The sequence below is a fragment of the Pseudenhygromyxa sp. WMMC2535 genome, assembly GCF_011083025.2.
Genome location: NZ_JABJWV010000001.1, coordinates 2,118,881 through 2,139,047, shown reverse-complemented (window position 1 = coordinate 2,139,047; position 20,167 = coordinate 2,118,881). Strand labels below are relative to the sequence as shown.

Sequence of the window (20,167 nt, the reverse complement as noted above, 5' to 3'; positions counted from 1 at the left end):
AAATTCTCCTGAATCGGCGCGACCCGCCGAGGGGCGGGTCGCGAGTTTGGCGGTGACGCTCGGCGACCGAGCGCCATTCCTACCAGATCCTACTGCCAGATGAATTCGACGCGGCGGTCGTCGGCGTAGGACTGCTCGTCGGTGCCGCGGGCCTCGAGGCTGCCCTTGGAGATCACCTGCATGTTCTCGGCGGGGACGCCGAGGTCGAGGAGGTACTTCTTGACGCCCTGACCGCGCTTGTCGGTGAGCAGGATGTTGTACTCCTCGGTGCCGCGCGGGTCGGCGTGGGCCTCGAGGTAGACCAGGCGACCCTGGTCGGCGATGCACTGGGCCGCCGTCTTGAGCTTCTCTTGGGTCTCGGGGGTCAGCTGCGGGCTGTCGAAGCCGAAGAACACGGCCGAGAGCTCGCACAGGACCTCGCCGTCGCCGCCGTAGTCACCCGAGAAGATGCACATGCCGGCGTCGCAGATCTCGTCGATGGCGCAGTCGTCATCGGTCATGCAGGAGCCAGCCGAGCCGGGGATGCCGTCGGAGCAAAGCCCGGTGCCGAGGTCACAGGTGCCAGCGGGGCAGTCCATGTCCTCTGCGCAGAAGTCACAGACGCCGGCCTTGCAGACCAGGCCGCCGGTGCAGTCGAGGCTGCTGGTGCAGGGCGAGCCCTGGGCCGAGCCGCCGGCGGCGGCCTCCGAGGGATCCACGCAGCGATACTCGTAGCAGACGTAGTCCTCGCCGTTGGGGCCCTTACCGGCGCACTCGCTGGTCTCGACGCAGTTTTGGCACGTACCGTCGACGCACTTCTCACCCATCTCTTGGTTGCAGTGCTTGTTCTTCTTACAGGCGGGGTACTCGGGCTTCTTGCAGCCGGTGGTCCCGGCCACGGTCATCAGACCGGCGGCGAAGAGGCCGAGGAGGGACAGGCGAGAGAGGCGAGCGGAGAGGGAACGCGTCGACATCGGGGGAACTCCGGGGGCTCATGGCGAGCCGGGCCAAGGATTAGCTGGCGGCCGAATCGGTGTCAACCGCGCATACTCGCGGCGTGGATGCGGATTTCGTAGAGATCGCCATCTACGCTGAAGCGCTGGCCGTGGGCCTGTCCTTCGGTCTCGACGATATCCGCGCGGGCCGCCGCGAGGACCTCGGGTCCGAGGGAGGGGCGGGGGCCGAGGGCCAGGCGATGGAGCACGTAGTCACTCCAGGTCAGCTCGGCGAAGCGCGCCTGGCGGACGACGAGGTCGTACTCGAGCTCGATCTTGGACCCGGCGTGGTGGCGGGCGACGAGCTCGACCCCGAAGGAGCGCTGCCCGCGAGGGGTGTCGACGACCTCGGTGAAGCTCAGGTGCTGGCCGTCGGCGACGACGACCTCGCGCAGCGGGACGACGACCTTGGCCTCGGTCCCCGCGTCGGTCAGCGCGACGATCTCGACGCCGAGCTCGAGCGGCCACAGGGCCTCGCTGCGGTCGCCGAACATCGGCGTCGAGAAGCTGGCCGCCGGCGCGCGCATGTCCGTTGGCGTGTGGGCCAGCGCCGGCGTGGTCGCCGTGACGCCGAGCAGGGCGGTGATCGTCGTGGCAAGGAGGGCTCGCATGCCCTTGCGATCCCGCACTTTTGGCTGTGATCAAAATTCTCTTCGCGGGCTCTGGCGAGGGGGTGGAGCTTCGATTTTTTTGCCTCATCCGAGCAGTGCTCGGCTGCGCAGTGGGTTGCTCGCGCGCGCTGATCTCTCGCCGAGCTTGATATCTATCGATATCCCTACACGATCGTGGGGCTCATGCTCGGCGTACGCATTGGGTTCGCCCGCTCGAGCACCGCCGCGAAGGGCACGCGCGCCTGGGCCCCGAAGAGCGCGTGCTTGTGCAGCTTGGCCCTGGTCAGGGCCGGCGAGCGGATGCCGCAGAGCATCCGCGCGAGGCTGCGCGGGGCGCCGAGGACCTCGGGTTGCTCGGCGCGCAGGGCCTCGGCCTGGGCCCACACGGCCGCGTCGATCGTGTCGCCATAGTCGCTCGGCAGCGGCGTCGCGGTCTTCGACGTGCACCACGAGCAGCGCCCGCACGCGGCCTCGAGCGGCTCGCCAAAGTGCTCGCCGAGGCCCGAGGCCTGGCAGCCGTCTCGACCGACGAGCGCGAGCACCTCGTGCAGGCGGCCGATCTCCTCGTGCTCGCGCTTGGCCATCTGCGCGTAGAGCTGATCGGCCAGCTCGTCGAGCTCCGTCGGCGCGCGCACGACCCGGTAGCGGTGGCGCAGCTGGCGTGCGCGCAGCTCGAGCATCTCGCGCTCGGCGAGGTCGTCGAGCACGCGCACGACCCGGCCGCGCGGGACCCCGAGCGCCTTGGCCGTGGCGTCGGCGTCGAGGTGAAACCACACCCGGCCCTTCTTGGTCTTGGTCAGCACGGCGCGCACGAAGCCGCGCTCGTGGGCGTCGATCTGCGCGAGGAGCTGCGCCGAGGGCATCAGCGGCTTGAACTCGTAGGCCGCGTAGAAGGGCGTGCCGCCGACGAGGTAGCCGCGCAGCTCGAGGTAGGTCAGCAGCGTGCGCAGCACGAGCTCGCGGACGTCGAACTCGCTCGAGGTCGAGCGCAGGGCGATGTCGAAGTCCTCCCCGAGGGCGAAGAGGTGCTCGAGCAGGCCGCCGATGGCCGCGCGCGTGGGCGTGTCGCCGTAGACGAAGTTCTCGAGGGTCACGAGGTCGTCGACGCAGGCCAGCAGCTCACAGGTCGAGGGGGCGCCGTCGCGGCCGGCGCGGCCGATCTCCTGGGAGTAGTTCTCGAGGCTCTTGGGCAGGTTGTAGTGGTAGACGTAGCGGATGTCGGGCTTGTCGATGCCCATGCCGAAGGCGATCGTCGCGACGACGACGCCGTCCGAGGAGCGACCAAACCAAGCTTGGGTCGCCGCGCGCAGGTCGGGATCCATGCCCGCGTGGTAGGGCCGCGCGGGCACGCCGTGGCGCGCGAGCTGCTCGGCGACGAGCTCCGCGGTCCGCTGCAAGGTGACGTAGACGATCGCCGGGCCTGGCGGTCGCTCGCTCAGGCGCGCGCGCAGGATCGCGTCGCGCTCCGACTCGGACACGGGCGTGAGCTCGAGGCGCAGGTTGGGGCGATGAAAGGGCGTCCGCACGGCGCAGCCCTCGTCGATGTCGAGGACCCGGCAGATGTCGTCGAGCACGGCCGGGGTCGCCGTCGCCGTCAGCGCGAGCACGCGCTCGGCCCCGGCTTGCTTGGCGAAGTGCGCGAGCTTGAGGTAGTCGGGGCGGAAGTTGTGGCCCCACTCCGAGATGCAGTGGGCCTCGTCGACGGCGAACAGGCTCACGCGCAGGCCGAGCAGGGACTCGCGGAGGCGCTCGTTGTTGAAGCGCTCGGGGGCGACGTAGAGCAGCCGCGCCTCGCCGCTGCGCAGCTGATCCATGGCCGCCTTGTACTCCTCGAAGCTCAGGGTCGAGTCGAGCTTGTGGGCCACGATCCCGCGCGCGCGCAGGGCCGTGATCTGATCGTTCATGAGGGCGATCAGCGGCGAGACCACGAGGGTCAGCCCCGGCAGCAAGGTCGCGGGGAGCTGGTAGCACAGCGACTTGCCGGCGCCGGTGGCGAACACGGCGGCGGCGGAGCGCCCGGCCATGAGGTGCTCGATGACCTCGCGCTGACCGGGGTTGAAGCTCTCGAAGCCAAAGCCCTCACGCAGGGCTGCGAGCAGATCGGTGTCGGACACGGGCGGGAGCATACATCCCCAGCAAAACCAGGATTTTGCCGCGATCGCTTCGTCATCGCCGCGGCACTCATCGATAAAGAGAGGATCGATCATGCCTGCCCGAAGCTCGATGACTCGCGCGCCAGCCCTGCTCGCCCTCGGACTCGCTGGCCTGCTCGCGCCCCCTGCCTTCGCCGAGGAGCCCGGCGGGAGCTCGATCATCGCGGAGGACTCGGCCGAGGTCTGCTCGTGGCCGACGACCGCCTTGGCGGGCTTCGGCGCCCCGCCCCTGTACGGGGTCGCGTGTGGCACCACGCTCATCCACCCCGAGCTGATCGTCGTTTACGAGGAGTGCGTCGCTCCGGTCACGTCGCCGGTCGACTTTGGCGAGCTCCCGTGGAGCGGGGCGCACCAGGAGGTCGATCTGCTCTCGACCCTCGCCGAGGACGCATGCGTGTACCACCCGAGCCGCCCCTTCGCGGTCTGCCGCCTCGCCGAACCCGTCGACCTCCCGATCACGCCGATCGTCTTTGGCTGCGAGACCGAGATCTTCGAGCTCGGTCGCCAGGTAGCGATGGTCGGCTACGGCGCCGACACCTACCCCGAGGGCGACGGCGAGGAGCCGACCAAGCGCTGGGGCTGGTCGAGGCTGGTCGCAGTCGATCCCTACACGCTGACGACCGCCGAGGATCAGGCGGTCGGCTGCGGCGCCTGGGATCTCGGCACGCCGCTCTATGTGCGCTACCCAGACGGCAGCTGGCACGTCGCCGGGATCGCCACCAAGACCGCCGACTGCAAGGCCCACACCTACTACGAGCGCCTCGACGTCTCGGCGGCGTGGATCGAGGACACCTTCGGCCTCGACGTCACCCCTTGCCACGACATCGACGGGACCTGGAACCCCAGCGACGAGTGTCAAAACCTCTCGCAGGCCGGACCGACGGGCACGGGCACCTGGGACGATTGGTGCGAGGGCACCCCCGCCGTCGCCTACAGCCAAACCTGCGGGCCGAACGGGCCCGATGTCGATCCCACGGTCGTCGTCACCTCGCCCGCGGATCAGGCGATGTTGGCGTCGGGCGAGGGCTTCGACTTCGAGGTCTCCGTGAATCATCCGGTCACCTCGCTCGAGATCTCGATCGACGGCAACGTCCAAGCCGCGAGCGACGAGACCTGGCCGTTCGGCTTCGGCCCCGTGATGTTGGCCGACGGCGAGCACACGCTGATCGGGATCGCCCACGGCGGGGACGGCGAGACGCGGATGTCCGAGGCCGTGGTCGTGTACATCGGAGCCGTGCCCTCCGATGACAGCGACAGCGACAGCGGCGACGAAGGCGAGACGGGTGAGACGGGTGAGACTGGGGACGTGGGCAGCGAAGAAGACGGAGACGAGACCGGCGACGGGCTCGTCGCCGAGGGCGAGGGCGAGGGCTGTGCCTGCGAGGCCTCGCGCCGCGGGTCTTCTGGGTGGGCTTTGCTGCCGCTCTTGCTGCTGTTCGGCCCGCGCTCGCGGCGTTTCCCACGATCGAGGGACGCCGGATCTTCCCGGTGATGGTCAACGGCTGCCTGTTTTACCCGCAGTGAGCGCCGTGCTCACTCATCGGGTGGGAGCCGTCGCCAGCTGACGCGCTCGGTCGAGTCGCGCCATCGGCTCGACCCTTGGCGCCATCGGTCCAAGGATTGGCGCCTGTGGTCGAGAATTTGTCGACCTCCGCGGGTCATCGTTGTCGAGCCATGACCAACGAGCGGCCAACCAAGCCCACCCGCCTGTCCACCACCTTGCTCAGCCTCGCCCTCGCCTTTGCGACCAGCGCCTGTGACCTGCAAGCGCCGAGCGAGCAGCACGAGCTCCAGACCCGCGCCGGGCCCTCGCTCTACGGCGAGAGCGACACCACCCCGTGGGCCGAGCGCGGGCGGCTGGTGGCCTTCAAGCGGGTCGACGTCCTCTCGCGCCAGGAGATCCGCGCGGCGCTCTACGACTTGCCCTTCATCGACGCCTACGCGGACTTCGGCCTCGAGGACTTCACGGAATTCTACACCGCAGAGGAGATCGACGAGGTCGTCCGCAACCGCGTCGCGGTCTATCAGGTCATCTACGAGACCGTCGATCCCTGGGGGCAGCCGACGACGGCCTCGGGCGCGGTGTTGATGCCTCTGCGCAAGGGCAAGCTGGCCCAGGGCCGCGCGCTGTGGGGCCTGCAACGTGGGACCGTTTTCCATGACGCCGACGTGCCCTCGTCCGGGGAGATGGTCGACTGGGGGATCTGGCGCGGGCTGCTGCCTGCGGCCGCCGGCTACGTGACCGCGATGCCCGACTACCTCGGCTTTGGCGCCTCGCGTCACATGGTCCACCCCTACTCGATCGCCGAGCCCACGGCGACGGCGAGCGTCGACATGCTGCGCGCGACTCGAAATCTCGCCGACGAGCTCGGGGTCTCGCTGCGCGAGGAGGTGTTCTTGTCTGGCCACTCGCAAGGCGGCCACGCGACCCTCGCAACGCAGCGGATGATCGAGGCCGAGTACGCCGAGGAGTTCGAGCTCGCTGGGGTCAGCGTCGCGGACGGGGCCTACGCCCTGTCGGGGGTGGCCACGGCGCTGCTCGAGAGCGAGACGCTGATCGCCCCGCAGGTCACGGCGATGCTCACCTTGGGGATCGCGGGGGTCTACGAGCTCGACCAGCCGCTCTCCTACTACTTCGAGCCGCCCTACGACGAGCTCGTGCTCGAGCTCTACGACAAGATCAAGGATAACGCCGAGATCATCGCGGGCCTGCCCTCGGGCGCGACCAGCGAGCTCTACACCGAGGCCTTCCTTGCGGACTTCCGCGGCGAGGGGGCGCAGGGCTTCAAGGCCGCGCTCGCGCTCAACGATGTCCACGTCGGCTGGAGCCCGGACGCGCCGCTGCGCCTGTACCACGGCGAGCTCGACGAGGTCATCCCCGCGGCCATGGCTCCCTTCGCGGCCGCGAGCCTGGCGGGTCCGGGCACACAGATCGAGGTCGAGCTGTTCGAGGGCGCCGGCCACCTGCAGTCGATCGTCCCCTCGACCCTGGCCAGCATTCACTGGTTCGACAGCCTGACCGACGAAGGCTACTAGTGTGCGCGCCAGAGGACTTGAAGGGTCCCAGGCGCCGGACCGCCGGCTGCTGACGAGGCGCGAGGAGGGAGTTTGTCGGGCACAAATGACTGACGAGCAACGAAGTCAGCGGCCGGTGCTCCAAGCCTGGGGCCCTTCAAGTCCTCTGGTGCGCGCACTAGGAGCCCGTGGTGAAACCCAACACGACACCTCGCTTGGTCTTTTCGCCGAGGGCTTTGTCGCCAAAACTGGCAGTACGCCCGGTACAGCGGCGTTTTGGCTTCGCGCCCTCGACGAAAAACCCGGCGCCAGGAGCCGCGCTGGGTTCCACCACGGGCTCCTAGGGTCGCAGCCGAAAGCTGCGAGGCGTTTGCCCCGACCAGCGCTTGAACGCCCGGGTGAACGCGCTTTGCTCGGAGAAGCCGGTCAAGAAGGCGACCTCGGCCAGCGAGTAGTCCGTCTGATGAAGCAAGCGCTCCGCCAGCTGGCGGCGCGCTTCATCTGCGAGCGACTGGTACGAGAGCTCGCGCTCGCGCAGCCGTCTTTGCAGCGTCCGCCCGCTCATCCCCAGCCGCCCGGCGATCTCGGACACGCGCGGCACCCCCTCGCTCAGGCGCTCGCGGACCTCGGCCCGGACCCGCTCGTCGAGGGGGAGCTCGATGGCCTCGGCCCCGAGCGCCCTGTCGAGGTGCTGGCCGAAGAAGCGATGGATCCCCTCGTCGCCGAGTCGGTTGGGTCGCGCCCTCAGCTCGCGCGCGAACACGAGCGCGTCGGTGTCTTGCTCGAAGCGCACCGGGCAGCCAAAGCTGGCCGCGAGCGCGGGCGCCGAGGCCAGCTTTGCGTGGCGATAGTGGACCTCGAGGGGCGCGACGTCCTCGCCCGCGGACTCCTTGATGATCGTCGAGATGGTCATCAGCGTGGCCTCCTTCGAGAGCAAGGCTCCCAGACGCCCGCCCGCCCGCTGGCTGGTGAGCAGCAGCCTGTCCCCGCGCTCGCGCAGCCCGAAGGTCGCGAGGCGATTGACGAGCCGGGAGTAGCGAAGCAGGCGATCGAAGGAGTCGCCGATGCGCGGGGCCGACTTCCACGCGAGCCCGAGCGCGCCGAGCTGCTCGCAGCGCATCGCGGCGCCCATGCGGACGTGAAAGTCGAGCGGCGCCTTGGTCTCTTCCGACAGCGCGGCGAGGGCCTCGAGCAGCGTGCAGTATGCGTCTTCGCTGATGTGCTGCTCGGGGTCCAGCGCGCTCGGGTCGATCCCGACGCTCTGCAGCAGCGCGCGCGTGCGCGGCCCAGGGTCCGCGCTCTCGATCATCTTGCGGGCGAAGAGCGTGGGGACTCCGGGCACCGGCGCACGATAGCGCGACCCGAGGCCGCGTGGTTCGGCTGGGATCAGCTGGGGTCAGCTGGGATCAGCTGGGATCAGGCGGGATGAACAGCGTGGCCACGGACTTGGCGATCAGCCAGCCCTCGTCCTCGCCCTCGCAGCGCCGGTAGATCTCGTCGTAGCGGCCGTAGACCGAGATGACACCCAGGCCTGGCGGGTCGGCAGGCACGAACTGCAAGAGCACGTACCACTCGCCGGTCGCCTCGGTCGCCGAGCCGACCTCGATGATCGGGTTGGTGACGTAGTGGGTGCTCCACCGGGTCGCGGCCGGAAAGGAGGTCTCGGACGCCGCGAGGATCGCCGCGCGACCTTCGAAGGTGCCAGCGGGCAAGGTGAGCACGGCGTCCTCCGTGAACAGATTGGCGAAAGCCTGTGCGCTCTGCGGGCCGGGGTTGGCGTGGACCGTGTCGATGGCCGTCGCGTAGCGTGCCTTGAGCTGCTTGATCTGCTCGATGGCGGTGAGCTCGCGCAGTTGTTTCATCACCTTTTGATCGTTGTTGTTTGTCATCTCGATAGCAGTCCTCGAACCCGAGGATCATGTCCGCCGCCTCGCTGGGGCGCAAGCTCGCTCGAGAGAGGGCGTCGGCGATCGTGCCGACCGAGGGGCCGACCGATGGGCCGACCGAGGAGATGGTCCCGAGTGCCGGTGTCGCGCGAGCGAGCTCGACCAAATTCAATAAGGGCTGAACTTGGCCGTGCTGGCGCGGCGCCGGTTCATGTCGGCGAGCTCGCTGGCGGTGTAGGCCTGGGGGCTGCCCTTGGGGGCGTTCTCGCGGATGAAGCCGATGATCGTCTCGCGGGCCTCGCCGGCCGCGTCGCGGCGGGCCTCGTCGAGCTCCGCCGCGTTCGAGTCGGCGAAGCCGGGCAGCGCCGCGGCCTCTTGTTCAGCGTCGTCGGGCTCGATGCACTCGTCCCAGCGCTGAAAGAGCAGCTCCCGGCGCGCGGGCAGGTCGCGGCGCTCGTCGGCCCAGAGCTTGTCGAGGTCCTTCTCGAGCCGGCGCAGGCGCTTTTTGAGCTGGCGCTTTTGAAAGTTGACGGCCATGCCCAGGCGCATCTCGAAGGTGGCCTTGAGCAGGGTGTACTTGGCCCGGGCGTAGGGGTCCTCGCCGGCGGCCTTGCTGAGCATGCCCCCGGGGTCGCCGATCCCGATCTGCGACCAGCTGCCCTTGGCGGCCTTGTTGCGGAAGTCGACGCGGCCGTCGTTCTTGAGGTAGGCGACGAAGCGCCCGCCGGGATCCCGGTAGACCATCTTGTCGCCCTCCTTGGTGAAGCTCAGGTCGGCGGAGCCCGAGGGCGGCGGGGCCGGGCCCTGGACCGCGCCCTTGCCTACCCCGGGGTTGGCGAGGCCCTCTTCGTAGGCGCGGCGCGAGCCCCCGAGCAAGCTGGGATCCACGATCACGCCGCTGCCCCCTCGCTCGCCGGCGGTCGCCGAGGTCCGCGAGGTGTCGCGCATGCCGGCGAGCAGTCCGGGCGCGCTCGGGGACTCGCTGGGCGAGGCCTCGGTCGGCGCTTGTGGGGGCTGAGTCCCCGCCGTGGGCGTGGGCGTGGGCGTGGGCGTGCTGTCGTCGGGGGCGAGGGCTGGGCGCTCGCTGAAGTCGTCGGGGGTCGGGGTCGGCTGCACGCTCGGCTCGAGGGCGGCCAGGGGCGCGTCGACGTCGATCTCGATGGGGATCACCGCGCCCGGGGTGAAGAGCAGGTCGCGCTTGGGCGCGCCGCCGGAGCGCGGGCCCTCGGGCAGCAGCGAGAGCACCACGACCATGCCGACGTGAAAGAGCGCCGAGCCGACGATCGACCAGGTCCACAGCTTGCGGGTGGCCATCACCGACGCGCCCCCCTCACGCTCGCGTCTCGCTCGGCCGCGTCGACGCGGCGAGTCGGGCGAGGGCCCGAGCCGGGGCCGTGGATGGACGCGAGGCGCACTGCGGCGAAGTGTAGGTCATGATCCGCTGGCTGACAGGTCCCCGCGGCGGCGAGGCGCGGGCGCAGGCGGGCGACACGCCCGGCCGGGAGTGGGCCATGAACGAGGCGCGCGCCGGTGAGCGTACACCGGCGACAGGGGCGGGTTTTGACGCAGCAGGAGCGATGCCGGCGGCCTCAGGAGGGCTGGCCTCCGCCGGGCGGTCGGCCCGAGCTGTCTCCAGGCGGGCGCGCGTTTTGGTTTTGGTTGGGGTTGCCGCGCATCTCGTCGCTCATCGGCCACACGTCGCTGGCCGCCGCGATGTCCTCCATCCGCGGCTGGGCCCCCGTGCGCGAGAGCGACGCGCGGATCATCGAGGACGAGTAGGAGCCCGAGGCGAAGGCGCCCGAGGCCGGCGCGCTGCGGACCACGCCGTAGTCGAAGCGCGAGGCGAACATGAAGTGCAGGCCCGCGACGATCAGCCCGGACACGCCGATCCACACCGCGAGCGAGGACACGCTGCTGTCGGCGTGGACGAGCGCGAGCTCCCGCGGGCGGAGGATCGCCACCGAGGCCAGCGTGCCGATCGCGACCACGCCCAGGAGGATCGCCGCCGCGCGCTGGCCTGCTTGCTTGTGGTCGCGCTCGCGGTCGACGAAGGCCAGCATGAGCGCGTGGAGCAGCCCGGCCAAGAGCAGCCAGACGACGATCGAGCCGATCCGCCAGGACTCGAGGGAGAACCTCGGCATGGGCGCGCTGACCCCCTCGAGGCTGGCGATCATTTTGTCGATGGTCGCGCGGTGGTGCGGGGCGTCGCGCGAGAGCACCGCGAACACGACCACCGAGGCGGTGTCGCCAGAGGGCGCGAGCACGCACTCGATGGACATGTCGTCGACGGTCCACTGCGCCCACGCCACCTGGGCGCCAGAGTCGAGCACGCGCATCCCCGACTGGCTCGGCGACTCGGTCCCGACCAGCGGCGCGACGACATCGGCCAGGGTCGCCACGGCCACGGCCTCGCTGGCGAAGGCGCGCTCGGGCACGGGCTCGAGGCGCTCGAAGACCGCGGCCGTCTCGGCGAAGCCGTGATCCTGGGCCGAGGCGACCTGCACCAAGTGCAGGCCCAGGGCCTCGTGCCAGCGCTGCGCCCGGCGCTGCGCCTCTGGCACGGCGCCGCTGCTCTGAGACCAGCCCGGCGGCACGACCACCTGCGCGGACGCCAGAACCCTCGTACCCGTTGTCAGCCACAGCAAGGCGGCGACAGCGAGCACCAGCATGGACATCCGGCGATCGCGCATGAATCGGATGTTGCCCCAACTCTGCTCGACGTCCAACGAAAGGGCGAGGATGGCACCCCGAGCGGTTGAGTTTGCTCGAGAGGACGGCCACGAAAGCATATTTATGGATATTTTATGAGGTAATCTATGGCTGCGAAAATATGGGTTAAATGGATGCTTGGAACAGTTTAAACTATTTTCCGTGGCATGTTTTCATAAAAACACGATTTGCAGCCGGTTGTTTTGGTCGGCAAAGGGGGGAAGCTATGGACGTCGAGACCACGCATGGAGACGCATACCCGAAGCCTGGCCAAAGCCCTCAGCTGGCGCGTGTTCGCCCTGGCCATCACCACCGGCGTCAGCTTTGCCCTCTCGCAGAGCGTGGCCGTCGCCGTGTCCATCGGCGTCGTCGACTCGGCGATCAAGATCGGCGCCTACTATGCCCACGAGCGGGCGTGGATGGGCATCCGCTTCGGGCTCAAGCCCAGCGAGGCCGACGGCGACGCGGCCTGAGCTGGCGCGCCATCGGCTCACTCGCGTCGCCTCGCTTGAGCTTTCGCTCGGTGCGGGCTGCAAATCTGTCGTGGATCCCCGCTCGCGGCGCCTCGGCGCGGCTGCGATGATGCTCGACCATGCAAGCCCCCGTGCTCGCGCTGGCCGACGAACTCCCCAACTACGAGGCCATCGGCCTCTCACCGGGCGTCGGCTGGATGTTCTTCGCCGCCGTGCTCTGCCTGGTGGGCTTCTTCGTGGCCCACCACGAGAGCTGGCGAAAATTCTGGCTCCGCCTCGACGATCCCCGGCCGATGGCCGCGATGCGGATCGTGTTTGGCTTTTGCGCGCTGTGCAACGTCAACGGCCTGTGGGAGCTCTTCGACTACCTGTTCATGGACGAAGGCATCTTCTCCACGGACGTCGCTCAGCACTTTCGAGCGCGCTCGCAGTTCGTGGGCTTTGGCGACGGCCAGGGCGACATGGAGCCCTGGGGCTTCTTCAGCTTCGGCGCCTTCCTCGAGTGGCTCGAGGGTCCCAACTGGTCGCTGCTGCTCATCGACAGCTCGCCCAAGTTCTTCTGGACCTACCTGGTGGTCTTCGAGGTCGTCATGGTGGCCTTCATCGTCGGCTTCCAGACCAAGTGGATCAAGTGGGTCGCGTGGTTCCTCTACATGGGGCTGATCCTGCGCAACACCTTGTTTTGGGAGGCGACGGAGAACGTCTACCGGGTGTTCTTCTTCTACCTGGTGCTCTCGCGCTGCGGTGAGGCGTGGAGCGTCGACAACTGGCTGCGCTGTCGGAGGCTGCGCAAGCAGGGCCGGCTCAGCGAGCCCGGCAAGCCCGAGACCGGCGAGGGCCGCGGGCTCGTCGTCGAGGAGGGCGGGGTCACCAAGGTCTTCGAGCCGATCTTCCGGGCGATCCCGGCGTGGCCGCGGATGCTGGTGATCCTCAACGTGGCCACGCTCTACTGCGCCACGGGCACGCTCAAGAACGGCCCGGTGTGGGCCCGGGGCGACTCCTTTTACTACTCCTTCAACCTCGACCACTTCTACCGCCTGCCCCCGCAGAAGCTCGCGGCGATCTTTGGCACGACCTTCTTTCGCCTCAACACCTGGATCGTGCACTGGTGGGAGGCCCTGTTCCCGCTCGTGGTCTTTGGGCTGATCGTGCGCTGGCACCGGCGCGAGGGCATCGCCAAGCTCGAGGGCTGGCGGCTATGGACCGCGCGCCTGGGCCTGGGCGGCTTCGTGGCGTGGTTCTACGCGATCATCCTCTACAGCTACCCGGTGCACTACAAGGTGCCCAAGGAGGGCTTCTCGCTGTTCGGGGTGTACACCTTCGCCCCGGAGGACTCGCTGCGCGCCGTGCAGTGGATCGTGGGCTTGGCGCTCCCCGTGGCCGCGACCGCGATCGTGCTCGGCTACCGCTGGCTGCGCCGGCGCAGCGACCTGCCCCGGGCACAGCGCGGGCGCCTGGCCTGGCTCGACCTCGACTGGGTCTGCCGCTGGCCGTTCGGCCGCCGCGTGTGGCTGGTGCTCGGGCTGATCTTCCACGGCCACCTGATCTTGATGATGAACATCGGGTGGTTCTCGCCGGGGCTGCTGGCCTGCTACTTCGCGTTCTTGAACGGCGAGGAGCTCGGCTACCTGGCGACCAAGATCGGCCAGGGCCTCAACCGCTTCTTGCGCATCCCCATGCCCGCGCACGTGATCGCCGGCGAGCCGCGGCCCACGGCGGACCGGCGCCTGCCGGCGATCGGGCGCAAGGGTCAGCCGCGCATCCAGATCGGCAAGGACCTCGTCCAGCCGCTGAGCGTCGTGTTCACGGCGGTCGCGCTCATGGTCGTCGGCGTGCTCGTGCGGGTCTGGACCGACGAGAACATGTGGGAGGACCTCGGGCGCCTGGCCGAGCGCGGCGGCGTCGAGCTGCCCGCGGCCTTGCTGGCGCAGGTCCCGGAGATCAACACCAACTGGTTCGTGGCCATGGTCCTGGTCTTGGGCCTGGTGGTCATGGCCCAGCGCATGCGCGGGTTTTGCTTCAACCCATGGTTTGGCCCGGTGATCGTCCTGGCGGCTGGCCTGACCAGCATGCTCGCCGCGCGCGAGACCCTGGACATGGCGGTGGCGGTCGCGGCGGTCGCCGTGCTCGCGACCTTGGGCAGCCGGGTCAAGCCCAGCCCCGCGGCCGACGACGCCGAGCGGGCCCGGGCCCAGGCCATGCGCCCCGGCGAGGGCGAGCGCTGGGCCTACGCGCCCCTCGGTCGGACTCTGCTCACGGTCTTTCTCATCTATCACATGGCCGCGGTCATCTACACGCAGATCCCCGAGAAGGACTCGTGGTCGACCTTCCGCAAGCCGATGAGCAGCGTCGTCGGCGACTACCTGCGGACCACCCAGACCACCCAGGGCTGGGGCATGTTCGCGCCCAACCCCCCGCGCCGGAACGTGTTCTTGCGGGTCATGGTCGTCGACACCGACGACGAGATCTACGACCTCAACACCGACGTCTACGCCTGCTTCGCCCCGGGCGCGACCGAGGACATCTGCGACGCCATCTACCCGCTGCCGTGGATCTGGTACACGCGCCAGCGCAAGATGAACCGGCGCATCGCTGGCAGCGAGGGCGGCAACGGCTCGTGGTATCAAAAGTGGCACGCGCGCTACGTGTGTCGGCGCTGGGAGCTGGATCGCGGCCACCTGCCCAAGCGGGTCGAGCTCTACCGGGTCACCTATCCGATCCGCTCACCCGAGAAGGCCTTCGGGAACCCCTACGATCCCAAGGAGCAGTACAACCGCTTCGGCAGCCACAAGAAGATCTACACGACCGAGTGCGCCAAGTCGCCGCTCGGGCAGATGAGCAACGAGGTCCGCGCCCGCCACGGCCTCGAGCCGCGGCCGGAGAAGGAGATCAAGCGCTGGAACAAGCACCGCTGCCGCGGCTGGGAGGAGAAGCTGATCGAGGACGCGCGCGCGCGCGGTGAAGAGGTCGACGTGCTCGATCCCGAGTTCGACGTCTGCCCGGACATGCCCCCCGAGGTGCGCAAGGCTCAGCAGGCGCTCGAGCGCGAGGCGGAGGCCGAGGCCGACTAGCGGTCGACCCCAGCGCGGATCTTCGCGCTGGGGTTCAGGATTGGGTCGCTCGCGGGCGCAGGCCAAAGCCCATGGCCTGGAGCCCGCGCAGCGTCACCAGGCTCGACCAGCTCGGCGCGCTGGCCTCACTGCTGGCCTCACCGCGAGAAAGTAGCGCCAGGCCGCGCTGACCCACGCTCGCGTCGAGGGCCCGCAGCTGCTCGTCGAGGGTCTCGCCGCCGGCGAGGTCGTGGAGGCCCTGGAGCATCGCCATGTTGGCGCCCACGAGCGGCTCGTCGCACAGCTGGTTGAAGAACAGGCGCTCGACGATCTCGATCAGCGCGCGCCGTTCGTTGCGCAAGATGATCCCCGGCGCGTCGAGCTCGAGCAGCCGCGCGAGGCGGTTGTTGCGGTTGATCACCCGCAGGTAGTGCTCGTCGATGTCCGAGGTCTCGAAGCGGCCCTCGGGGCCCGGGGGGATCAGCCGCAGCTGCACGGGCAGGACCCGCAGGCGCGTGATGATCGGTGACTGGTCCTCGCCGGCGCGCTCGAGGGCCCAGGTGATCGCGCTGGGCCCGGAGACCACCGTGGGCGTGTCGTCGCCGAGCTCCCCGAGGCGCTCGGCCGTGACCAGCTCGCCGACGGTGAAGCCCTCGCCGGAGATCACCAGGGCGGCGTCGCGGCGCTGGAGCATGCCCACCGCCTTGCGGTCGAGGCCGGTGCGCGCGTGCAGCCAGCTCGGGTCGGCCACGCAAAAGGCCGGGTGGAGCATGGGCTCGGCGAGCTCGATGACGCCAAAGCGATCCCGGCGCGGGGCGGGCGTGGCCGGCTCGTCGTCCGCGGGCAGCGACTCGTACTCGGCGTGGAGCTGGGCCCGCGGGTCCCCCGTGGCCAGGGCGCCGAAGATCCCCTCGTCGAAGAGCCCCCCGAGCGCGCCGTGAAAGCTGCGGTGGTTGACGGTCTCGTCCTTGCTGACCACGCCGCCCTCCTCGGTGGCGGGCAGGGCCTCGGGGTCGCGGGCCAGGACGAGCTCGAGGTGCTCGAGCTCGAAGTCCGCGGGCAGGCCGAGCAGGGTCCAGGGCAGGGGACTCACGGGGGCGAGGATACTGCCCCGAGCGCGGGCGAACAGAGACCGCGGCCACGAAAGCGGGGTCGCGGCGATGGCACGCGCGCGGCGAGTGTGCCTTGGCCTACGGGTGGGGGCGCGGTCAAAGACGCCGCGGTCACGACGTGACGCGGAAAAACAGACCACAGTGATCCGAGTACGCGCGGATCCAGCTGCGCCGCGCCTTCACCGTGGCGGCCTCGTTCCACCCGCGCACGCTGACGAGATCGTCTTCGATCTCGACGTTGTTCGAGGCGATCACGTGATCGAGGTCGGCGCTGGCGTACTGGCTGGCGCTGTGCCAGGTCGCAGCGTGGTCCTTGGGGACCAGGCGCATCTTGGCTCGGCGCGCGTCGTGGTCGAGCTGGGCGAGCTCGTCGGCGGCGCTGATGCGCTCGTGGGCGACGATATCCCTGGGGTAGGCCATACCCATGGTGTTGAGGTCGCCCATGGCGATGAAGCGGGCCGGGCCGGTGGCCGAGGCCTTGTCGAGGCCGCGCTTGACCTTCCAGATCTTGGCGAGGGTGTCGAAGCGGTTGCCGAAGTCTCCGGCGGCGCGGCCGCTGTCGACGTGGAGAAAGAGCAGGTTGAAGCGGGTCTCGCCACGGGTCAGGTTGAGCATCGCCCCGGGGCGCAGGTGTTTGTCGCGCTTGAACTCGCGCTTGGCGGTGAAGTTCTTCTTGGCGAACACGCCCCGCCGGGCGGCGATCAGGATCTCGAGGTTCTGGGGGCCGTCGGTCATGAAGAAGTCGTAGTTTGGGAAGTGATCGTCGAGGGCCTCGATGACGGTGGCGCTCTGGATCTCGTAGAGGGCGAAGACGTCGGGGCCCTGGCCTGCGTCGAAGCTGCGTATGAACTCGGCGACGCGGACGGTTCGGGCCTTCAGCTGGCGCTTGCCGAGTTGTTTGACGTTCCATGACAGCACGCTGAAGGCCATGGGGGTATCGTAGCGTTCTCGCTCCGGTTGGGGGCTTTTGCAGAGGGTGCTACTTCGATAGGTGCACCGCGGCCTGTTCGGCACAAGCCTTCCCACCCCTGCGCTCTCGCCGGGTGGCGGGCGACCCACAAACGAAGCAGCCTAGCCGGCTCGGTGCTCGGGGCGGGCCCCTTCCGCTCGAGCGGCCTGCTCTACGTTTGCGAGGAGCATGCTGGTGCTCGCGGGATGGCCCCTGGTCGGGGGGTCGGGAGGCGGTCTGTTCGGCGAAAGCCGTCGCTCTCGCCGGGGGTGTTTTGTGTCTGCGCGTGGTCGCTGGTGCTCGGGTCAGGTGTCTGGAGTGCTCGCGTCGAGCTCGTCGAGCATGGCGACGTAGTCGCGGGCAAACTGATAGGCGTCGACGTAGTAGCCGGCCGAGAGGTAGTTGCCGTCGCGGACGGTGTGGCCGTGGTCGCGCTCGGGGCCCTCGCGGCGCAGGGAGATCGGGCCGGGGATGAAGTCGTCGGGGGAGGCGAGGGCCTGGCTGACTTCTTCTTGGACCGTGGTCGAGTAGGTGCGGTAGTAGGAGCCCAGCCACAGGCCGGTCATGGCCCAGGCGCTCATCTCCTGGGCCTTGGACAGGCCGGTGGTCTTGCGCCCGTGGAGGACGGAGCGGCCGGTTTGAGGATCCTCGGCGCGGGCTGGGACGAGCACGCCGTGACAGATCGCGCCCACGGGCTTGTCGGCGCGCATGTGCTGGACGACGAGGGTCTGGATCTCGGGCGACTCGAGGTAGCGCTTCATGCCGGAGGCGTGGCCGCCGGTGAGCAGCAGGCCGTCGAAGTGTTGGTCGTCGTCGTCGATGCGTGCGTAGGGCAGGGGGTGTTGGAACGCTTCGCTGGCGGCCATGCGATCGTAGAGCTCGCGGGCGTGCTCGCCTGCGCGGAGGATCGGGCGCCACAGGGCGAAGCCGCGGCCGGTCAAGATTCGCGGGTCCGCCTGGGCGGGGCGTCCGTCGGGAGTGGCGAAGACGACCTCGTGGCCGGCCTCGCGCAGGGCGTGCCAGGGGACGGCGGTCTCGGTCGGATCGAAGTCGCTTTCGGGGAGGGGGAAGAGGATGCGCACCGCGGGACATCGTACGACCAATTTTGCCCCGCGCCCGTCGTCGCCAGTCATTACCCGCGGCGCCCCGAGACGTCGCTACAATGCGCGGGCCATGGACCACGATGAGCTGCGCCGCCTCCCCGCCTATCAATCGTTGACCGCGACCGAGCAGGCGGCCGTGGACGCGCGGCTGACCGGCTGGCACCTGGACAGCTCGGCGGTGGCGGCGAGCACCGGGGGGGTCCACGAGCTCGAGGCCAGCGATCTACGCTTTTGGCTGGCGTCGACGCAGACGCGGCCGTGGGACATGATCTCGCCTTGCGAGCAGCCAGCGCTCGCCGAGGCGCTGTTCAACGCGATCGTCGATGGCGCGCCGGGGCTCGCGCAGCGCCCGGATCGACCCGAGGTCGTCGCCAAGATCCGCGACCTCAGCCGGGCCCTGATCGCGGCCGAGGGCGCTCGCGGGCGCGAGGGCTTCGTCCGTGACGAGCAGCTCGCGGCCCTCGATCTCGGGCTCGATGAGCTCGCCGAGCTCGAGTCGGCGTGGACGGATCGCAGCTTGCTCGCCTGCGTCGAGGGGGCCGGCCTCGACGCGCTCGCCCACGCCCTGCGCAGCTACCGAAAGGAGACCGGCGGCGTGCGGGGGCTGCTGCTTCGAGCGGCGCGCAAGCTCGAGACCGGGGCCTTCGACCTCGCCCACGGCGGGCTGTTCGTGGCGACCGGGGCCGCGGATCACGAGGGCCACTACCGCGACGGCGTGTGGAAGAACTGGACGGCGGCCTACGAGGCGCGGCCGGCCAACTTTCGCCTGCCCCAGGGCGAGGACGAGCTGTGCGAGCTCATCGCCCAAGCCGAGGCCCTGCGCGTCGTCGGTGGCGGGCACAGCTTCAACGACTCGCCGCTGTCGAGCCAGACGATGATCAGCCTCGACCGCTACGACCGCGTGCTCGAGCTCGACACGGCTGCCAAGACCGCGCGGATCCAGGCCGGCGTGCGCCTGCGCGAGCTCAACAAGATCCTCGCCGCCAACGACCTTGGCCTGCCCGTGCTCGGCTCGACCGACGCCCAGTCGATCGCCGGTCTGACCGCCACCGACCTCCACGGCACCGGCCGCGACCACGGCTTTTTGTCCGAGCAGGTCCTGTCCTTGCGGATCATCGACGCCGCCGGCGCGGCCAAGACCGTGCGCCCCGGCGACCCGCTCTTTCACGCCGCGTTCGGGGCGATCGGCACCTGCGGGGTGGTCTGCGAGCTCGAGCTCCAGCTCGTCGACGCCTTTCGCATGCAAAAGGCCACCGAGATGGTCGACCGCGCCGCGGCCGAGGCCGGCATCGAGGACCTGCTCGCGGCCAACGAGCACATGAGCTTTTATTATGTCGGCGGCTCCGACGAGAGCGAGTCCGTCCGCGTCCACCGCTGGAACCGCACCGAGGCCCCGCTGACGCCCCAGTGGGAGAAGCACAAGATCCGCGCCGAGCTCAGCGACTTCGCCCTGAGCGCGTTCTTGCCGGGCGTCGCCGAGCTCGTCGCCGACATCGACGAGGACAGCTGGCTCTCGGACCGCCTCGCCCCCGACGATGCCCTTGTCATGCCCGGCGGCCGCGCCTTTGGCCGCAAGCTCTTCTATCGCCACGACGAGATCGAGTTCGGCCTGCCCTTCGCCAACTACCAGGCCTGCCTGCGCGAGATCCTGGCGATGCTGCGCAGGCGCGACTTCTTCTCGATCATCGAGGTCCGCTTCACCCCCGACCAGTCGCGCAGCCTGATCGGGCCAGGGGCCGCCCGGCGGACCGCCTACGTCGAACTGGCCACGCCGCTCTCGCAGGTGCAAGAGGAGGTCTTCGCCCGGGCGGAGGCGATCTTCCGCGAGCACGGCGGGGCGCCGCACCTTGGCAAGAAGACAAACGTGACGGCGCAGGACATGCTCGAGATCCATGGGGATCGCTTCTTGCGCTTTCAGGCGGTTCGTGAGGCGCAAGATCCGAACGGGAAGTTTCTAAACGCGTTCACGGGGCGGGTGTTCGGGCGAGACTGAGGCGGGCGAGGCGGCCGCTCCAGGTGCCTGGCCGCGAGGTGTGAGCCCGTCTGGAGTTTGCGGGCGGCCTGGCGCGGAGGTGGGGATTCGGGCGGGAATTCGTGGAGGTAGCGGTGTTTGGGCCGTTGTCTCGGCGCGG

Annotated in this window: 17 protein-coding genes; 6 read left to right on the top strand and 11 right to left on the bottom strand. The window is 69.4% G+C overall.

The window, feature by feature from the left end:
- Positions 1 to 89 precede the first annotated feature (89 nt).
- The 3 genes from G6O69_RS08065 to G6O69_RS08055 form a co-directional block, all read right to left on the bottom strand.
- Positions 90 to 953 carry an OmpA family protein gene (locus G6O69_RS08065; RefSeq protein ID WP_172302940.1) on the bottom strand — a complete coding sequence of 288 codons (864 nt, stop codon included), beginning with the start codon at positions 951 to 953 and terminating at the stop codon, positions 90 to 92.
- Positions 954 to 1,015: 62 nt separating this feature from the next.
- Complete coding sequence (locus G6O69_RS08060; protein ID WP_172302939.1) at positions 1,016 to 1,585, bottom strand: hypothetical protein; 570 nt, start codon at positions 1,583 to 1,585, stop codon at positions 1,016 to 1,018.
- 164 nt (positions 1,586 to 1,749) lie between these two features.
- Entirely contained in the window at positions 1,750 to 3,699 is a 1,950-nt protein-coding gene (locus tag G6O69_RS08055) for a RecQ family ATP-dependent DNA helicase (protein ID WP_346017016.1), read from the bottom strand.
- 91 nt (positions 3,700 to 3,790) lie between these two features.
- On the opposite strand from G6O69_RS08055, the gene G6O69_RS08050 reads away from it, so the two are divergent.
- Both G6O69_RS08050 and G6O69_RS08045 read left to right on the top strand, forming a co-directional pair.
- Entirely contained in the window at positions 3,791 to 5,230 is a 1,440-nt protein-coding gene (locus tag G6O69_RS08050; protein WP_172302937.1) for an Ig-like domain-containing protein, read from the top strand.
- A 182-nt stretch (positions 5,231 to 5,412) separates the two neighbouring features.
- Positions 5,413 to 6,774 (top strand): alpha/beta fold hydrolase, encoded by a 1,362-nt coding sequence (locus G6O69_RS08045; RefSeq protein ID WP_172302936.1) that lies wholly within the window; start codon positions 5,413 to 5,415, stop codon positions 6,772 to 6,774.
- Positions 6,775 to 7,093: 319 nt separating this feature from the next.
- Here G6O69_RS08045 and G6O69_RS08040 read toward each other — a convergent pair whose 3' ends face one another.
- Together G6O69_RS08040 and G6O69_RS08035 are read right to left on the bottom strand one after the other, a co-directional pair.
- Positions 7,094 to 8,095 (bottom strand): AraC family transcriptional regulator, encoded by a 1,002-nt coding sequence (locus tag G6O69_RS08040; protein ID WP_172302935.1) that lies wholly within the window; start codon positions 8,093 to 8,095, stop codon positions 7,094 to 7,096.
- Between the two features lie 64 nt (positions 8,096 to 8,159).
- Positions 8,160 to 8,642, bottom strand: coding sequence for a nuclear transport factor 2 family protein (locus G6O69_RS08035; RefSeq protein WP_172302934.1), 483 nt, complete (start codon positions 8,640 to 8,642; stop codon positions 8,160 to 8,162).
- A gap of 29 nt (positions 8,643 to 8,671) precedes the next feature.
- Between G6O69_RS08035 and G6O69_RS39335 the strand changes: the two genes are divergently transcribed.
- Positions 8,672 to 8,821, top strand: coding sequence for a hypothetical protein (locus G6O69_RS39335; RefSeq protein WP_217909793.1), 150 nt, complete (start codon positions 8,672 to 8,674; stop codon positions 8,819 to 8,821).
- Here the strand turns inward: G6O69_RS39335 and G6O69_RS08030 are convergent.
- The 3 genes from G6O69_RS08030 to G6O69_RS08020 all read right to left on the bottom strand — a co-directional run bounded on the left by G6O69_RS08030 (position 8,808) and on the right by G6O69_RS08020 (position 11,329).
- Positions 8,808 to 9,953, bottom strand: coding sequence for a hypothetical protein (locus tag G6O69_RS08030; protein WP_172302933.1), 1,146 nt, complete (start codon positions 9,951 to 9,953; stop codon positions 8,808 to 8,810). The two genes, G6O69_RS39335 and G6O69_RS08030, sit on opposite strands and share 14 nt — an antisense overlap.
- A gap of 16 nt (positions 9,954 to 9,969) precedes the next feature.
- Entirely contained in the window at positions 9,970 to 10,152 is a 183-nt protein-coding gene (locus tag G6O69_RS08025; protein WP_176396707.1) for a hypothetical protein, read from the bottom strand.
- 76 nt (positions 10,153 to 10,228) lie between these two features.
- Complete coding sequence (locus tag G6O69_RS08020) at positions 10,229 to 11,329, bottom strand: hypothetical protein (RefSeq protein ID WP_172302932.1); 1,101 nt, start codon at positions 11,327 to 11,329, stop codon at positions 10,229 to 10,231.
- A gap of 264 nt (positions 11,330 to 11,593) precedes the next feature.
- Between G6O69_RS08020 and G6O69_RS08015 the strand changes: the two genes are divergently transcribed.
- On the top strand, positions 11,594 to 11,821 hold the full coding sequence (locus G6O69_RS08015; protein WP_172302931.1) for a DUF2061 domain-containing protein: 228 nt from the start codon (positions 11,594 to 11,596) through the stop codon (positions 11,819 to 11,821).
- Between the two features lie 119 nt (positions 11,822 to 11,940).
- On the top strand, positions 11,941 to 14,892 hold the full coding sequence (locus G6O69_RS08010) for a hypothetical protein (RefSeq protein ID WP_172302930.1): 2,952 nt from the start codon (positions 11,941 to 11,943) through the stop codon (positions 14,890 to 14,892).
- A 34-nt stretch (positions 14,893 to 14,926) separates the two neighbouring features.
- On the opposite strand, the gene G6O69_RS08005 is transcribed toward G6O69_RS08010, so the two are convergent.
- The 3 genes from G6O69_RS08005 to G6O69_RS07995 all read right to left on the bottom strand — a co-directional run bounded on the left by G6O69_RS08005 (position 14,927) and on the right by G6O69_RS07995 (position 18,014).
- On the bottom strand, positions 14,927 to 15,964 hold the full coding sequence (locus tag G6O69_RS08005; protein WP_172302929.1) for a hypothetical protein: 1,038 nt from the start codon (positions 15,962 to 15,964) through the stop codon (positions 14,927 to 14,929).
- Between the two features lie 130 nt (positions 15,965 to 16,094).
- A complete protein-coding gene (locus G6O69_RS08000) occupies positions 16,095 to 16,913 on the bottom strand; it encodes an endonuclease/exonuclease/phosphatase family protein (RefSeq protein ID WP_172302928.1) in 819 nt (272 codons plus the stop codon).
- Positions 16,914 to 17,237: 324 nt separating this feature from the next.
- Complete coding sequence (locus G6O69_RS07995) at positions 17,238 to 18,014, bottom strand: type 1 glutamine amidotransferase domain-containing protein (RefSeq protein ID WP_346017015.1); 777 nt, start codon at positions 18,012 to 18,014, stop codon at positions 17,238 to 17,240.
- Between the two features lie 91 nt (positions 18,015 to 18,105).
- Here G6O69_RS07995 and G6O69_RS07990 point away from each other — a divergent pair, with 91 nt between their 5' ends.
- Positions 18,106 to 20,028 (top strand): D-arabinono-1,4-lactone oxidase, encoded by a 1,923-nt coding sequence (locus tag G6O69_RS07990; protein WP_172302926.1) that lies wholly within the window; start codon positions 18,106 to 18,108, stop codon positions 20,026 to 20,028.
- The last annotated feature ends 139 nt before the right edge of the window (positions 20,029 to 20,167 follow it).

Excerpts from the sequence above, each read along its gene's own strand:
- G6O69_RS08065 (WP_172302940.1), bottom strand. The coding sequence starts at position 953 with ATGTCGACGCGTTCCCTCTCCGCTCGCCTCTCTCGCCTGTCCCTCCTC.
- G6O69_RS08060 (WP_172302939.1), bottom strand. The coding sequence starts at position 1,585 with ATGCGAGCCCTCCTTGCCACGACGATCACCGCCCTGCTCGGCGTCACG.
- G6O69_RS08050 (WP_172302937.1), top strand. The coding sequence starts at position 3,791 with ATGCCTGCCCGAAGCTCGATGACTCGCGCGCCAGCCCTGCTCGCCCTC.
- G6O69_RS08045 (WP_172302936.1), top strand. The coding sequence starts at position 5,413 with ATGACCAACGAGCGGCCAACCAAGCCCACCCGCCTGTCCACCACCTTG.
- G6O69_RS08035 (WP_172302934.1), bottom strand. The coding sequence starts at position 8,642 with ATGACAAACAACAACGATCAAAAGGTGATGAAACAACTGCGCGAGCTC.
- G6O69_RS39335 (WP_217909793.1), top strand. The coding sequence starts at position 8,672 with ATGTCCGCCGCCTCGCTGGGGCGCAAGCTCGCTCGAGAGAGGGCGTCG.
- G6O69_RS08030 (WP_172302933.1), bottom strand. The coding sequence starts at position 9,953 with ATGGCCACCCGCAAGCTGTGGACCTGGTCGATCGTCGGCTCGGCGCTC.
- G6O69_RS08025 (WP_176396707.1), bottom strand. The coding sequence starts at position 10,152 with ATGGCCCACTCCCGGCCGGGCGTGTCGCCCGCCTGCGCCCGCGCCTCG.
- G6O69_RS08020 (WP_172302932.1), bottom strand. The coding sequence starts at position 11,329 with ATGCGCGATCGCCGGATGTCCATGCTGGTGCTCGCTGTCGCCGCCTTG.
- G6O69_RS08015 (WP_172302931.1), top strand. The coding sequence starts at position 11,594 with ATGGAGACGCATACCCGAAGCCTGGCCAAAGCCCTCAGCTGGCGCGTG.
- G6O69_RS08010 (WP_172302930.1), top strand. The coding sequence starts at position 11,941 with ATGCAAGCCCCCGTGCTCGCGCTGGCCGACGAACTCCCCAACTACGAG.
- G6O69_RS08000 (WP_172302928.1), bottom strand. The coding sequence starts at position 16,913 with ATGGCCTTCAGCGTGCTGTCATGGAACGTCAAACAACTCGGCAAGCGC.
- G6O69_RS07990 (WP_172302926.1), top strand. The coding sequence starts at position 18,106 with ATGGACCACGATGAGCTGCGCCGCCTCCCCGCCTATCAATCGTTGACC.